Annotated in this window: 10 protein-coding genes, 1 pseudogene and 2 CRISPR repeat arrays; all 11 genes and pseudogenes read right to left on the reverse strand. The window is 48.5% G+C overall.

From position 1 onward, the window contains the following. Nucleotides 1–88 (reverse strand): annotated as a pseudogene (locus tag PPOP_RS19760) (ATP-binding protein); the annotation flags it as partial. 155 nt (nt 89–243) lie between these two features. After that, nucleotides 244–1,470: a purple acid phosphatase family protein gene (locus PPOP_RS00410; RefSeq protein ID WP_006283978.1), complete on the reverse strand. Its 1,227-nt coding sequence runs from the start codon at nt 1,468–1,470 to the stop codon at nt 244–246. Nucleotides 1,471–1,596: 126 nt separating this feature from the next. Further along, a protein-coding gene (locus PPOP_RS19765; protein ID WP_093470936.1) for an IS5 family transposase occupies nt 1,597–2,309 on the reverse strand; the annotation gives its coding sequence in 2 pieces (ribosomal slippage) (nt 1,597–1,973 and nt 1,973–2,309; 714 coding nt in all). Between the two features lie 76 nt (nt 2,310–2,385). Beyond that, a CRISPR array of direct repeats spans nt 2,386–3,811; the repeat unit is 32 nt; unit sequence ATTTCAATCCACGCATCCACATAGGATGCGAC. A gap of 189 nt (nt 3,812–4,000) precedes the next feature. Continuing rightward, nucleotides 4,001–4,291 carry a CRISPR-associated endonuclease Cas2 gene (gene cas2, locus PPOP_RS00425; RefSeq protein WP_006283982.1) on the reverse strand — a complete coding sequence of 97 codons (291 nt, stop codon included), beginning with the start codon at nt 4,289–4,291 and terminating at the stop codon, nt 4,001–4,003. A 9-nt stretch (nt 4,292–4,300) separates the two neighbouring features. Next, nucleotides 4,301–5,332: a type I-C CRISPR-associated endonuclease Cas1c gene (gene cas1c / locus PPOP_RS00430; protein ID WP_042226780.1), complete on the reverse strand. Its 1,032-nt coding sequence runs from the start codon at nt 5,330–5,332 to the stop codon at nt 4,301–4,303. Further along, nucleotides 5,316–5,987, reverse strand: a complete 672-nt coding sequence (cas4, locus tag PPOP_RS00435; RefSeq protein WP_006283984.1) for a CRISPR-associated protein Cas4 — start codon at nt 5,985–5,987, stop codon at nt 5,316–5,318. Before cas4 ends, cas1c begins: the two co-directional genes overlap by 17 nt. Further along, a complete protein-coding gene (cas7c, locus tag PPOP_RS00440; protein ID WP_006283985.1) occupies nt 5,977–6,837 on the reverse strand; it encodes a type I-C CRISPR-associated protein Cas7/Csd2 in 861 nt (286 codons plus the stop codon). The genes cas4 and cas7c overlap by 11 nt, the downstream gene beginning before the upstream one ends. After that, complete coding sequence (cas8c, locus tag PPOP_RS00445) at nt 6,834–8,759, reverse strand: type I-C CRISPR-associated protein Cas8c/Csd1 (protein WP_006283986.1); 1,926 nt, start codon at nt 8,757–8,759, stop codon at nt 6,834–6,836. Before cas8c ends, cas7c begins: the two co-directional genes overlap by 4 nt. After that, the gene (cas5c, locus tag PPOP_RS00450; protein WP_042226786.1) at nt 8,756–9,475 is read right to left on the reverse strand and encodes a type I-C CRISPR-associated protein Cas5c; all 720 of its coding nucleotides are present in this window, start codon (nt 9,473–9,475) and stop codon (nt 8,756–8,758) included. Before cas5c ends, cas8c begins: the two co-directional genes overlap by 4 nt. A 57-nt stretch (nt 9,476–9,532) precedes the next feature. Continuing rightward, entirely contained in the window at nt 9,533–12,010 is a 2,478-nt protein-coding gene (locus PPOP_RS00455) for a CRISPR-associated helicase/endonuclease Cas3 (RefSeq protein ID WP_006283988.1), read from the reverse strand. A gap of 250 nt (nt 12,011–12,260) precedes the next feature. Further along, nucleotides 12,261–12,398, reverse strand: coding sequence for a hypothetical protein (locus tag PPOP_RS22455; protein ID WP_159101798.1), 138 nt, complete (start codon nt 12,396–12,398; stop codon nt 12,261–12,263). Nucleotides 12,399–13,274: 876 nt separating this feature from the next. Next, nucleotides 13,275–15,739: direct repeats of the CRISPR family, unit length 32 nt; unit sequence ATTTCAATCCACGCATCCGCGTAGGATGCGAC. Nucleotides 15,740–15,939: the final 200 nt, after the last annotated feature.

Genomic DNA, 15,939 nt, shown 5'->3' on the forward strand with positions numbered 1-15,939 from the left:
CCCGATGCCCTCGCTCCAACGCTTCGATTCCAAGCCCCACTGACAGGTGAGTCTTTCCCACCCCAGGCGGGCCTAAAAGGATTACATTGTAGGTACTGTTGCCGCCGCTGTTGTTCCCAACAAATATCTACATCACGTGAGAATCATGTGGAATCCTGAATCATATGCGGGTACGATTGTGCCATTACTATAGAATGCTCGTCCCTAATATTTCTAGCACAAACGGGGCCATCATTCCGGGCGCTACTCACGGTTTAGCACAAATTGATCTTGTAGAGTACCGTCCACATCATAGGCTTGATAGCTGAGAGTATGTTCACTGACCGTGATCCCGGCAAACATCTGCTTGTAGTTTTGAAAATGAACGGCATGATAAAACTTGTTTTTTTTCAATTCATTAAATTTGGAGCCGGCCGCGTTAGTGACAACATATACCGGACCCTCTCCTTCAGGAACGATCTGTCCGTTGCGAACAGGGTACGATCTGGAGTATTCATGATTATGGCCTTGAAGCACCAGATCGACTCCGAATTGATCGAATACCTCTACCCAATCCTCTACCTTCTTATTGGTATTGCCCCCGTAAGCCGGACGATGCATTGCCGCGATAACCCAAGGCTTGTCATTGTTCGCCAAATCCTCCTGCAGCCATTCGGTCTGCCGCTTAATATTCGACTCCGTATTTAATACTATAAAATGGGCATAGCCATAATCGAACGAGTAACTCGTGCCCTGAATCGATCCGTCCGCTCCATTATCGGGCACGTTAAAATGAGAAGTGAACCGCTCTGCGTTTCCTTCCACTTCATCATGATTCCCTGTTACCGGCATCAAAGGAACACTGACCAGCCACTTTGCAGCTTGTCCAAAAAAAGACTCCCACCCTTTTTCATTGTCCGGTTCTTCCGTAAAGTCACCGTTATGAACAATCAACCGGGCATCAGGAAAAGTCGCGAATGCCTGATCCAGCGTGCGTCCCCATAATGTAAAATCCGCTTCGGTTACGCCTTGGGAATCGGTTACGTTAATGAACGAAAATGTATCCGGCTCCGCCGTTTCCGTTACAAAGATAGCCGGCTCGCTCCATCCCTCGTCCTCTCCGTTGCCTACGCGATACACATAGGTCGTACCCGGCTTAAGGCCAATTGCCTCCGCTTTATGTACGCTTTGCGGCTTCCCCTCTCCGGAAATGATATTTGCTGATTCTGCGGTAAATGTCAGTACATTTTCTCCGTCCCAAGGATCGGCTTTTGCCCCCTCCGTAACTTGTACTTTCCCTTGCGAGCCACTACTTGCGGTATGCCAAGTAAATGCACGGGAAGTACGCGGATCTCCTTTTATCGTAGTCCCCAACGATACAGGTTTTGAAGCAATGCCGCTCTGAAGTTTATCCCAATAAATACCAACCACCCCAGAAACTATAAATGCGAACACAACAATAAGCCATATTATACCTCTGCGACCTCTCATGTAAGTTATTCCTCCTGTATTTCAATCCGCGCATCCACATAGGATGCGACGCAATTGACTAGAGCGTGTCTTCAAACCTAATTCAACCACAGCAAAATAGAGGCCATAGATAAAAAGCGGCAAATGTCATGCTAGCTTATCGTAACGAGTAGCTAGTCTACGATAATGTTTGAGCTTGTTGAATAAACATTCCACAAGATGGGGTTCTTTGTAGAGCCACCAATCGCACTTTCTTTGGACTTTGCGATGTTTCCGACTCGGAATGACAGCAGTGGCTTGCTGCTCCTTGATCAGTTCCAAAATGTTATTCATGTCATAACCTCGATCAGCAATCACCGTCTTGCCGGTCAGATTCATATCTTGGAGCACTTCATAGCCTTTTATGCAGTCGTGGCAGTTGCCTGCGGTCAACTCAAAGCGTAACGGATTTCCAAGCGCATCTACGATGGCATGAATTTGGGTCGTTATTCCGCCTCTGGAGCGCCCGATGGCCTGGAATTGCTGCCCCCTTTTGCGCCCGCTCCATGTTGGTGGACGCGGACGATCGTAGCATCGAGTATGATATTTTCCATATCAGGGGACACGGAAACATGCTTTAGAATTTCATCCCATATACCAGCCATCTGCCAACGACGAAAACGAGTATACACCGTCTTCCATGAACCGTAATGTTCGGGTAGGTCTCGCCATGGGGCTCCGCTTCTAGCGACCCAAAGCATGGCATTCAACATCATTCGGTTGTCCTTGGCAATACGACCACCTTGAGGTTTTCGCTCCGGTGGTAGTAAATCTTTTATTTGGTCCCATTGATCATCGCGTATTTCGTATCGTCTTCTCATAGGATAAGTTTACCATGTTTTTAAGTAAGTTTATAGTTTGAAGACACGCTCTAGTGCGGAGTATGCGGCGATGCGTATTTCAATCCACGCATCCACATAGGATGCGACATTAAACAAGCCGTCAGCATCCCGCCGGCTACCCACGCATTTCAATCCACGCATCCACATAGGATGCGACCGTTACCAGCTTTGTCCATCAGTGACACTTCAAATTTCAATCCACGCATCCACATAGGATGCGACGAAAACGAACGCCTGAAAGACCAAATGGACGACTATATTTCAATCCACGCATCCACATAGGATGCGACGATAGAACTCCAGGCGCGCATTTCAGAGTTTATCGCAATTTCAATCCACGCATCCACATAGGATGCGACCGATCTGCATGTGCAATCATACCGGCCTTCGCGATTTCAATCCACGCATCCACATAGGATGCGACAAGTTGTTCGATGAGTATCATGCGATCACTGGCGATTTCAATCCACGCATCCACATAGGATGCGACAAGTTGTTCGATGAGTATCATGCGATCACTGGCGATTTCAATCCACGCATCCACATAGGATGCGACGACGGTGGAATTGATGTAAACAGAACTTGGGAGATTTCAATCCACGCATCCACATAGGATGCGACGAGGTGACCAGGGAAGCCGATAAGGTAATCGATCCAATTTCAATCCACGCATCCACATAGGATGCGACATGACCCGCGTCCATTCTGGCCCCAGGATGGAAAAATTTCAATCCACGCATCCACATAGGATGCGACAAGGTATTGCCTATGTGTTAAATAAGCTTTGTGAATTTCAATCCACGCATCCACATAGGATGCGACACCTTTCAATTCGGTTCCTGCCTTAAAAATAGGATTTCAATCCACGCATCCACATAGGATGCGACTAGTTCGACCACGCTTTCGTGGCCACAATAATGTTATTTCAATCCACGCATCCACATAGGATGCGACGGTACGAGTCACAACTATGTGACGAGTGTCGCGAATTTCAATCCACGCATCCACATAGGATGCGACTATCCTCTGCTGACGGCGCCTTGATGGAAATGGCATTTCAATCCACGCATCCACATAGGATGCGACTGTATGCCAATTCTCATACTTCACCTCCTCTAGTATTTCAATCCACGCATCCACATAGGATGCGACCGTGCCCACTTTAGCATTGGCCGTCTTGGCGCTATTTCAATCCACGCATCCACATAGGATGCGACCGCTGTGCGTTGATGAGATCCCTCCCGGTCAGAATTTCAATCCACGCATCCACATAGGATGCGACCATGCTCCATTTAGCGCATCGCGAAACAAATAAAATTTCAATCCACGCATCCACATAGGATGCGACTGACCGGATCGACCAGACGGAACAGAGCGATATTATTTCAATCCACGCATCCACATAGGATGCGACAAGCCCCGATTGATCGGGGCTTATATTCCAGCATAATTTCAATCCACGCATCCACATAGGATGCGACAGCGAAAATGATTGTAAATTAACCATATTTCGGTATTGATGGGATTAAATTCACCGAAATAGTTTGAAAATGAATCGAAAAGTAGGTCATTTTTCATTCCTACCATAAACCACAAAATATATTTTACCATAAAATAGTAAAATCATGGTGCGAATCCCCCGGGGATTTTATGTGCACTATACATTCGCACTAGATAATTAGCGGCCCTTCCATATCAATCGATTCTTTTACCCCAATATGCTCAACTTTGTTTTTGTAGTTGTTCCCCAATTGATAGAAGCGCAGACTGTCTTCCTTTTGTTCGATAAGATCCACCAGTTGAATCTTCAGGCTGGCGAGTTGGGCTGCATCTACATTGCATTCAAAGACGGAGTTTTGAACTCTCTGACCGTAGTTCTGACATAATTTTGAGACTCTGCGCAACCTCCGTTGCCCCGCACTGGTCGTTGTCCTTACATCATAAGTGATTAACACTAACAATCATAACACCTACTTCCATAGAAATGGAGGGTATTCGTCCAGGTCACCTCGTAAATAACGTGCTAACAACAACGACTGGGCATGCGGGACAAGCCCCCAACTCATTTTCTCTCCCAGGTAGGGATGCACGATCTTGTCTTGTTTCTTCTCTTGCCATGCCGCCAAAAATCTTTTTCTGGCCTCGTCTGTCATCAGGACCGCGCCGTTTTCTTTTTTATAAAAATCATCCTTGTTCACGATTTTTTTGTTGATCAAGGTTAGAACAAACCTGTCTGCGCAGATTCCCCGCAGTTCTTCCATTACGTCCAATGCCAGCGAAGCCCGTCCCGGACGATCACGATGCAAGAACCCGACATAAGCGTCCAGCCCAACCGCTTCGAGCGCAGCTGCCATATCACTCGCCAACAACGTGTAGGCAAGCGATAGCATCGCATTCACATTATCCAGCGGCGGCCTGCGCGAACGGGAATGAAAGGAAAAATCGTCTGTCTGCTGTAAAATCATGTGGCCCATAGTCTTATTATAACTGACCGCAGCTTGCCCTTCCAAACCTCTTAACCGTTCCAGCTCTTCGCAAGTTCGCACTTCCAGCATGATGGACGATAACTGGCTCGAAGTTTCCTTGAACTGGGCGACATCTATCCGCAGCGGGTAATCTCGCGTCATCCGCTCAAGCATCCACTTGTGATTGAATATTTTAGCTACAATAAAGTTGCGTGCCATTTTTGCAGATAACCCTTCATCCGCAGAGACAAAATATTGCGTTTTCCGCAATACGACATTTCCTTTACTTTGTCCGATGACTCTGGCCAAAAATCTACCCGTCATCGTCATAAACGTGATGGCAATATGCCGCTCCGCACAATAACCCATTAGCGCCGGACTGGCCCCCGTATAACCAAAAGCGACAATCGCTTCCAGGTTGTGCAGTGGAAACCGTCCCAGCTTCTCTTCTCCTTTCAGCAGCACAATATTGTCCCCGTCCAATGCCATATAAACGTCCGGCTGGCTTACATATAACGTGTTAAGAAGGCGCTTCATCTCGGATCTTCCCTTCAATATAACTTTTGACCGTCCGTTTATTCATTAGGGCTGGCAGACAGATGGATTGCAGGGAACAGTTTTTGCAAAATGGCCCGGTTTTTACTTTCGGCGTATGGTTGCGCTTCATATAGTCTTGCATCTCCGCCGCAACCGCTCTGACCCGTTGTTTCACCTCATCCGTAAGTGGCACCTCAACACGGCGCATCAGCTCTTGATAGAAAATATATCCGGCCTGTACATCACACAACAGCATTTCTTCCAGACAGATCGCTTGCGCAGCCAGTTGCAATACATCTGATTCATCCGTTTTCGGCTTCCCGCGTTTATACTCCACAGGATACGCGATATATTTGCCCTCGGCCCCATGAATCGCTACGCCACGGCTGTCCTGCACGAATTCGACCACATCACAGATACCCGTCAGCTTCAATGCATGCGACTTGACAGACATAGCGCGGACGACAAGCTTGTCGCCGCGCTTTTCTCTTGTGAACGGTTGATCTGCTTTACGATGAAGATGCTGTCCTTCGATCGTCTTCACATTCTCTTCCCACTGCTGTTCAATGTGAATCAACGCCCATTGCCGCTTGCAAAATTGAAAATGCTGGATGCCAGACAGCATGAAGTAGCTGTCCTCGTCATTACAGGCCATCGATGATCTCTACCTGCAAGCCTTCCAGTTCGTCCAGCGTAATCTTATAGTCTTGGAACGTTCTCGCTTCTTCCTTGTTCTTGCTGACATGCAAGGAGCGGTGCACTTTTGCGGATGAATATTGGCCCAGCTTGGAGCTATGCTCCCACCAATACACCTTGTGCACTTCCATACTTCCTTCCGGTCTCGCGGAAGAAGCGTCATTTTCGAACAGCGTAACGAGCGCCTGCTTGATGTTCTCCGCATCACCCATGGTGAAGCCCGTCTTTTCCGCTAACTGCGTGTTGATGCTGCCATAGAATACATATACGCCGAAGTCCACCCGATGCTTCATGCCCATGGTGTCCGAGCCTCTTTTCTCGCCCGGCTCCGAATTGACGCTCTTCGTAATCTGCATACTCGTAATATCAATCGGATCGACGCTTATTGCCGTATGTATCGAGACCGGTCCGCGCACGCCGACAGATACCCCTTTTTTTTCGCTGCCCTTAAAGGCAAACACTTGGCCGAAGCTGCGGACATCGATCCATTGCGCGCAAGCAACTTGGGAAAACTCCTCGCTGGAACCGTCTTTTTGCTTCACAATTTTCGCCATTGCCTCGTTTGCTTCCGCGCGCTCGCGCAAGCTTTTGAACGGATCATCGCTTCTATCATTGGATTGGACAAAAATAGACTCGCCGCTATCTTGCAGCCGGTTGCGAATTTTCCGCTTCAGGGCTACATCTGACACTTCGCCATGGCCGTCATAGTTTTGGCGCGGCCGGTTGCCGTTTAATGGATCTCCATTCGGATTCGCTCTGGTTACCGAAAATACGACAGCAAAATCAATTTTATGATCGAGAATGGTCATGATTCGTTCGCTCCTTCATTGGATTGTTTGGTTTGATTTTCTTCCTTCTTCCCTTGGAAAAAGTCATGTCTTTGGCTGGAGAGTCCCAGCAAGTACTTTCCGGATAAAGGCTTGTCATTAAAGTCTTCATACTTGAATTTGGACAGAATCTCATCCATCAATTTCGTCAGATCAGTGCATTTCGCGCCCAATCGCGCCTGATACGGCTGCAAGCCCGCTTGAATCATCCTCCACGTCCGCTCCGGATGTTGCGCGAACGAGTTCATATAGCGAATCGCATTCGTGGCGCGCGTCTCTTCCGAACCTAGCGCACGCCGTTCCAAAATATCAGCCAACCCCAGCAATCTTCCAAACAAATAGCTGCGGTCATCATTTTCTTTATCCAGCACCACCTGATACCCCTCCTTCTGGTAGAACTTATTTACTAAAGCGCAAGCAATGCTCAGCGTCTTCTCCCATTCCCATTTTTCCATCGCCACCGGGTTGGATGCGCGGCGAACGACGCTGCTAACAATATCGGCCGGAATGTTGACACCGTCTACCATGCACGGCAGCATGCGTTCCATCAGCCCTTTTACGACTTTTTCATTTGCCGTAGATCCATAAGCGGCATAAGCAATATCTTTCGTCGCCGGAGCGCCGAAAAATGAAACGTTGTCGCCACTTCTCTCATCTTTGCGATAGCGGTGCAGCCATACGCAACTGGAATGCCATTCCACGAGCTTCTCAAAGTAATGCTTCCTGTCCAGATTGCGATAATAGAGTATGGCCATACGACCCGTCGTGGCGGAGTCAAGAATAAGCAGATTCACAGCGGGATTCGTCACCGACAGTTTCTGTCCTGTTCCATACCCAGCCAGAGCGCCGCCAATGTCCCGCGCCAACCCTTCATTTGTAAAAGACTCCCTTTTGTGCGCCGCGCTTTGTTCTGGACACAGAGCAAAGGTATCTTCCCCGGGAGCAGGCATCTCTACCTCCTCATTCGACCATACGAGAAATACACGTCCATCGATGATTTTCCCTTGGCGGTGAATAAGCCATTTCAGCGCATTATGAGCTTTTTGCGATACATCATAACTAATGCCCGCTACTTCCTGACTGCTGCTGAACCGACCGCGGAACGTAAAGCCTTTGTCATCATTGGCCGAGATTAATTTCGCCTTGTCTCCCGAATTTCGTATCTTATTCGCATGCTTGTCCGTACCCGGCAGCAATTGCCCCGTCACATAGCAGAGCTTGGTATTGCCTAGCTTGCTCTTACTATTATAATAGCGGATGAACGACGCATAGACCTCCGGATCACGCCATACTTCCTTGAGCGGCCGTACCGCAGAGTAGACCGTAAAACGGATAAATGCGCTTTCTTGCTCGCCATTCAGCACGCCAAACAGCGCCGGTTTCTCGTCACCGTATTTTTTATCCCATTTGCCAATCAGACAACCGTTCCCATCAAGGAACAACAGGTTCTCTTTTTCAACCAGATCGCGAACGAGCCGTCTTTTATCCAGGTATTTATAAATACTGACAATGTGGGGATGGCTGCATGGCGACAGCGCCCACTCCTGTAATTGTTCAATATATTTTTTAAATTGATCCGCTTTCTCGGCTTGTCCGCCATAGTCAATGTAGTCTCCAGCCGCATAGCTTACTTTATCATGCAGCGGATATGGAAATACGGCTTTCCCTGAACGGCTGGAGGAATCCTCTGTACATGGAATCAATGTACTGGCGTCGCTCTTGTCAACGACGATGGCTGAATGGAATTCCCCGTCTTCCGTGACACGAACTTCAATATGTGCCGTCTGTGTCGTATGAGAAATCGGAAGCAGCGTAAATTCCTGCCCGTTATGCTTCTTCTCAATTCCCCCGACCCGATCCAGATTCGACTCATAGGTTTCATATAAATGCTGCAACCAGCTCATCGGCTTCCCTCCGCTCCCAGCCAGGCCTCCAGTTCCTCAACCGCCTCGATCTCCCCGGCCGCGAACCGCTTCGGCTCCATCTGCGCCACAGGCCGAACGAGCGTACATTGTTCCGGTGTAATAAATTCAATGACTCCATTTTTCATAACCGGATTCCACAGTCGTGTGTCCATCTGCTTCCCGCCCGTCTCATCCGGATAGTTAATGCCGTGCACCATCGTTCCAAACTGGAGCTCGCCATAATTGTCATAGAAGCCCTCTCCTATGTTAAACTCGCATGGCTCCACATACCCCTGACATTCTCTGGCTCCCAAGAAAATATCCCGGCGTCCTCCCGCCTGCAAGGAGCGCTTCAATATGTTATGATGCTTGTGCTCGTTGCGATCATACTCCAGATCCGGCCGGTTCGGGTTGAACACGAAATGAGCCCGGCATTGGTAGCGAACATCTTTCAGATAGGAGTAGTACGCAAGCGTATTGCCGCCCCTGTATTCGATCGGCCGGACTCCCTTCGACTCCATCCGAATCGGGTTCATCACGCGAACGGCATCTACAACAAATAATAGCGTAGGTTTCCAGTATATGGACTCTACAATTCCCTTTAACGCCTGGTAGGTAGGGACTGGATAGGACATCTTTTCCCCGCCCAGCTTCGTTAATGGATCTGTAAATAGCGCATAATTGCCGAACACCTCGAACTCAATGCTGTTCCGTATCAAATACATCTGCCCCCTTTTCAAATTTCCCGACAGTAACAGATAGGCTTCGCTCCTCTAGAAACAACCCAAAAATCCCATGCCGCTGTCGCTGTTCAGAGCAACACCAACATGCTCGCTGTAGGCTCCCTCTTTCAATACGAACACCTTTCCGTCCAGACAGCTCTCCAGCCCGCCGCTGCGATCCAACTGACGGAGATCGTGTTCATACAAATTGACTGTGAACGGCTGCGCGCGTTTCAACAGGCGCGTCAAATCATCAATGGTGCCGCCCCCGTTCAGGTCGGCAATCACTTCTTTGCCTTTCTCACCATATGGAACAATGACAGAGCGCGTATGATCGTCAATGACATGAAAATGTTGCGCAGCCGTGCCGTAGCTGTTGGCAAGGAACAACGGCAGCCATGTATCCTTCGCCTGTTCTTTTTTCTTTTTCTGGTGATAAGCCTGGAAATAGCTGTCTGCTTCTTTTCGGCCGGCATACAGCAATGCCGTCATATCTTTGCGCAGCTTGGAGACAAAGTAATGTAAATCCGCCTCCAGCCTCATATAAAATCGTTGGAAATAAGATTCCATCGCCTGCCGCGACAGCAACTGGCCGCCATATGCCGCTGCATCCCGCTTCCTATCGATAAGCATCGTGCGTGTCAGTTCCTTGCCGATTTGAATCTCCTTCAAATGCTTCAGATTCTCTTCTGCGTGGTCGATGATATAGACGTTCCGCACCTCATCTTTCCCATGCCGATTGCACCGTCCCGCCGCTTGCGCGATCGAGTCCAATCCGGCCAGGGAGCGTATGACGCAATCGAAGCTGACATCTACTCCGGCTTCAATCAACTGTGTACTGACGCAAACCACTCTTTCCTCCCGTTCAAGATGCGCCCTTACTTTTTCTAAAATGGCAAACCGGTGCGCCGCACACATCGACGTACTTAAATGATATACAAATATTTCCTTGCCTGCGCCGAACTGATTTTGTTCCCGCATCGCTTGCAATCGCTCATACAACGCCTTCACGACCGATTTCGTATTCAAGATGACAAGCATATTGCCTGCTTCCTGAATGGCATCCTGAACAAAGCATGCCAATTGTTCCGTATTCCAAGCCCTATCGGTCGCTTTATCGATCAACTCCACTCGCTTGAAAGCATCAATCACCTGATCGATATGACTTATCATCTCCGCATCCTCTGCAATTTCCAGCTTCTGCTCCACGAACTGCAGCGCCGGCTGCGTCGCCGTGCACAGCACGATACTGGAATTTCCATGCTCCTTCAAGAAGTTCAATGCCTGGTTGAACAGAGAAATACAGTGCGTAGGCACCTTCTGCACTTCGTCGAATATAATTACGGCTTCACATAAGTTATGGAGTCTCCGTATATTTCGGCTTCCATGGGCGTAAAACACGTTCAGAAATTGTACCATAGTCGTAAAAATAATCGGCGTATCCCAGTTATCTTTAGCCAGGTTCGCCTTTTGCCGCGAGGTCACCGCCACCCCATCCTGCTCATCATCATCATCTTCCACTTCTACAACGTTGGAATGATGCTCGAGGATATTCGCTTCATCTTGCAATAGGTTTCGCACCGCGGCTGCATTCTGCTCAATAATCGTCGTAAAAGGGACGACATAAATAATCCGTTTTTTGTCAAAGGTTAACGCATGCTTCAAGGCATATCTCAAGCTGGCCAGCGTCTTGCCGCCGCCGGTAGGAATCGACAACGTATAAATTGAAGATGGCTTCGCGGCAAAACGTTCGCATAGCTCGGACATTTCGCTGCGCAACAACGCAATCGGCGTACGGGCGTGCTTATCTTTCTTAAAAGAATGAACTTGCGCCATCAGTCTTTCATAATAACTTGAAAACAATTCCTTTGTATTACGATCCGGCTCGTCAGGCTCGCCCATTTCAAACCATCTTGTGTTCGTTCGATCGGCATCGATTAATGCGCTAAATACGAACTTGGTCAGGAACATGAGCTGCTGTTCCATACTTTGGGCAGGTTTTCTGGCTAGATACTGTTCTATTTCCACGACTGCCTGATCGACATATTGCTGAAAGTCCTGCTCGCTCATAACGTATGTAAAAAAGGCTTCGACGCTTTGTTCAAATTCTGCTATTTTTTTGATACTGACCCGCTTCAAGTAGGGAGACTCCAAATCCGGACTCAGAAAATCCTTCAAGTAGGAATGATGCGAGATAATCGCATTGCCAACAACCTCTGCCAAAATCCCTTGATAAAGCGCCTTACCATTACTGTGAAAACGCTCATACAGCAGTTTGCCTCCCGCCGTAGAATGATCAACGTCCCCGCGTCGCGGCCGATCTGCAACCCCGCTTACCGCAGCCAATATATACCCGCTGAACTCTCGCGTATATTTCCCCATATCATGAAGCATGCCGGCCAGCCCGGTCACATGAGGAATATTCAATTTCTTACCGTATGCTTCCGCCAGCGTCTTCACTTCCAGCAAATGCTGTTCTACGGTCTGCACCTTCCCATCACTTACCCGAATATGAGCAATCGATCGCATGTCAGCCCTCCTCCTTATACCGCTGTATTTACTGTACTGCGAACATAGTGACATCGGGCAAATTCTCCATTTCCTCCCTGCGTTTTTCCTTTCCTTGATATTATCGCCATGATCTTTGTCGTATCCCGAATCGAATATGGAGGATGAAAGCTTACTACTCTCTTCCAGATACTATCATAATATACTATAAATATTGGATATTTGACAACATCTACAGCTATACCTGCCTACTCCAGCAAAAAAAGGAGGATCAAATTACCTCTTCCTCGGCCTTTCCCACAGGTAAAAGATACTGCGGCTTCACAAATGTTTCGGGCAACAGCAGCTCCAATGCAGCATATACAGCATGCAACTCTGACCTGTGGATCGCGGGTAGCAACCGCTTCACCTGCTTCTCCCCTGCATACCCTACGCTACCCATCCCGATGAACACATAACCAAAAACGACGAACCACTGCTCCTTGACCCGGATCGAGTCTTTGCCGTATGAAGGGAGGTTGATTTCCTCTTATGCCATCCGTACTGAATATGAATATAGGCGCTATCTCGGGTAACGGTCCATTCGTAATAGCAAATCTGCATCATGACTAGAGACAACAACCAGACGCCAATGTATACAAGGCAATAATGCCAAGAAGCACAAGCTTGATCGGATGCTTTCTACTGATTATTCGTATCGGTATCACCGATTTTCGCCAGTTCAATGACCTGCCGCCGCAGCTTAATCGCATCATCTTCCAATAAAGCAATGCCATTCGCATCACCTGCAGTTACGATGACGACTTTAGATATGCCCAGCTTTTTCTGGATGACGTCCTGTTCGGTATCTACATGCTAACGTGGCTAAGCGGAATAACCGTTAAATTGACAGACCCTATGCTCCCCCACCGAATCACAATCTCATCCGTTGTCAGGACGTAACTTCTTCGGGCATAGCTGAAGCGAACGCCATATATGTTATAGAATAAGTCCTCACTCCAATGAAACAAGAGATAGGCGGCAGAAACATATATGATCCACTTCCATACAGAGAAAAGATGATACATTCGCCAACAAGGTACTACATTCGGATGCAATAGTTGCTCGCTGACTGCCGTATTTATTGCTTCGTACATCCTCACCTTCCTTCATATCGATACTTTGCATTCTATAATGGTTGTAGGAGTGACAACAACTTTACAAAGAACATATGTTCTAAAAAGAAGACAAGCATCCCACCCCGTGCCATCTTCTGACACAAGTTGAGATGCTTTTTTGGTTTCATATTTGATTCCACGCATCCGCGTAGGATGCGACTCAGAACTACCATGATATCGACACACAAGCAAGATTTCAATCCACGCATCCGCGTAGGATGCGACAGTAGATATGGAATACATCAAACATGGAATTGACATTTCAATCCACGCATCCGCGTAGGATGCGACGATTTTTAAATCGCTGCCTGGTCCAGAGCTCGTAATTTCAATCCACGCATCCGCGTAGGATGCGACACCATCGTCACTATACATATATACCGACAGGATATTTCAATCCACGCATCCGCGTAGGATGCGACTGTCTGGCCGGTTAAAAGCGGCGGCGCCATCTGCATTTCAATCCACGCATCCGCGTAGGATGCGACATGGACGACCACACGCCGCCTCCAGGCTTCTATATTTCAATCCACGCATCCGCGTAGGATGCGACGAAAATACGAATTGAATTAAAGCAAGCGCGTAAAATTTCAATCCACGCATCCGCGTAGGATGCGACGTATGCTGAGAAATAACTTCTTCTTGTTCGCGAATTTCAATCCACGCATCCGCGTAGGATGCGACAACTTCTCCCAATTGCTGCAGCAGTCCGTTCGTATTTCAATCCACGCATCCGCGTAGGATGCGACGTAGAGATAGATGATTATGAGATAGTTAAGGAGGTATTTCAATCCACGCATCCGCGTAGGATGCGACAAGGCGCGGCGGAGCTGACAAAGGGCAAGGGTTACATTTCAATCCACGCATCCGCGTAGGATGCGACGGAGCCGTCGTCGGCAGACCGAACGGAGCGGCTATTTCAATCCACGCATCCGCGTAGGATGCGACTTGTTGGGACATGGGAGCTTCATCACCTCCTTGACATTTCAATCCACGCATCCGCGTAGGATGCGACTATCGAGATGGGCAATTGATTTATCGAGGATATATTTCAATCCACGCATCCGCGTAGGATGCGACGGACGGCCAGAGCGGAGTGGCCAAGAGCCAGTAATTTCAATCCACGCATCCGCGTAGGATGCGACGCTATCGGAAAAGCAGAACGGGCACGGTGGGACGATTTCAATCCACGCATCCGCGTAGGATGCGACGCTGACAAAGGCAAAACTCGAAATAATCGCGTTATTTCAATCCACGCATCCGCGTAGGATGCGACTCTGGAAAAGTCGTCGAGTGGTTTAAGTACGGAGATTTCAATCCACGCATCCGCGTAGGATGCGACATCTGATGATTTTCAATCAGGAGACTTTTCAGAATTTCAATCCACGCATCCGCGTAGGATGCGACCTTAAGGGCATCACGCCTATTTCAGTCATACACGAGATTTCAATCCACGCATCCGCGTAGGATGCGACTGATACACTTATCGCCATGTTTTCGACCAAGGTATTTCAATCCACGCATCCGCGTAGGATGCGACTTCCGGCGCATACGGCTCCCCGTTTCCTTTCCGAATTTCAATCCACGCATCCGCGTAGGATGCGACCTCGGGGCAAAAGGTCACTACTTCGGTCCAAGAATTTCAATCCACGCATCCGCGTAGGATGCGACAGGCCCTAAAGGTGAGCCTGGATATCCAACCAAGATTTCAATCCACGCATCCGCGTAGGATGCGACAAGGTCGGCCAAGCCTCTATGGCCTTCCTCTGTATTTCAATCCACGCATCCGCGTAGGATGCGACTTTGTATGTATTGGCTGGACTCGGTTTTGAGTGTATTTCAATCCACGCATCCGCGTAGGATGCGACTTATCGTTGGCAGGGTAAGCCGTTGATCTTATGCATTTCAATCCACGCATCCGCGTAGGATGCGACATTTCTGAGAATTTAAAATTGATAGTCAATTGAGATTTCAATCCACGCATCCGCGTAGGATGCGACGATAGCATCTTGGCCTGCGCCGACGGCCACGAATTTCAATCCACGCATCCGCGTAGGATGCGACCCCCCTGCGAAAGACTCCGGCTCAAAAACCCGAGCATTTCAATCCACGCATCCGCGTAGGATGCGACGTTCTTCACTTATAAATTCCTTTCCAAATAGATAATTTCAATCCACGCATCCGCGTAGGATGCGACCAGTAGAGGGCGGAAATCGTCGGACGCAATCGCTATTTCAATCCACGCATCCGCGTAGGATGCGACTATAAATCTATGGGCGCTACAGCGCCCTAAGGGATTTCAATCCACGCATCCGCGTAGGATGCGACACGTATCCCGGCTGAATCGGGACAATGACGAAAAATTTCAATCCACGCATCCGCGTAGGATGCGACTGACGAGGCAAATACAAATGCCTATCGGCTCAAAGATTTCAATCCACGCATCCGCGTAGGATGCGACGGGATGTCTAAGCGATCCACCGGGACTAAGCCGGATTTCAATCCACGCATCCGCGTAGGATGCGACCCACCAGCGGGTGCGAGATCACCGGGTCTGGGTTATTTCAATCCACGCATCCGCGTAGGATGCGACAGCGGAAATTGACATTAATTACTAATTAATACCTTGTAGATGTTAAAAACAGTCAATTAATAGACAAATAAAAACGAGTTTTTAAACCAACGGCAAATCGACCACATGACGGATTGTCAAGCCAAGTGCGACAGTTCCTCTGCAAAGGATTCGTGAGCGGACTTCCAGCCCAAACATTTTCGTGGTCGTTGATTGATCAG

The organism is Paenibacillus popilliae ATCC 14706 (assembly GCF_000315235.1).
Classification (GTDB): domain Bacteria; phylum Bacillota; class Bacilli; order Paenibacillales; family Paenibacillaceae; genus Paenibacillus_B; species Paenibacillus_B popilliae.

Coding starts and splice junctions, on each gene's coding strand:
- PPOP_RS00455 (WP_006283988.1), bottom strand. CDS start 12,010: ATGCGATCGATTGCTCATATTCGGGTAAGTGATGGGAAGGTGCAGACC.
- cas4 (WP_006283984.1), bottom strand. CDS start 5,987: ATGGCCTGTAATGACGAGGACAGCTACTTCATGCTGTCTGGCATCCAG.
- cas1c (WP_042226780.1), bottom strand. CDS start 5,332: ATGAAGCGCCTTCTTAACACGTTATATGTAAGCCAGCCGGACGTTTAT.
- cas7c (WP_006283985.1), bottom strand. CDS start 6,837: ATGACCATTCTCGATCATAAAATTGATTTTGCTGTCGTATTTTCGGTA.
- PPOP_RS00410 (WP_006283978.1), bottom strand. CDS start 1,470: ATGAGAGGTCGCAGAGGTATAATATGGCTTATTGTTGTGTTCGCATTT.
- cas8c (WP_006283986.1), bottom strand. CDS start 8,759: ATGAGCTGGTTGCAGCATTTATATGAAACCTATGAGTCGAATCTGGAT.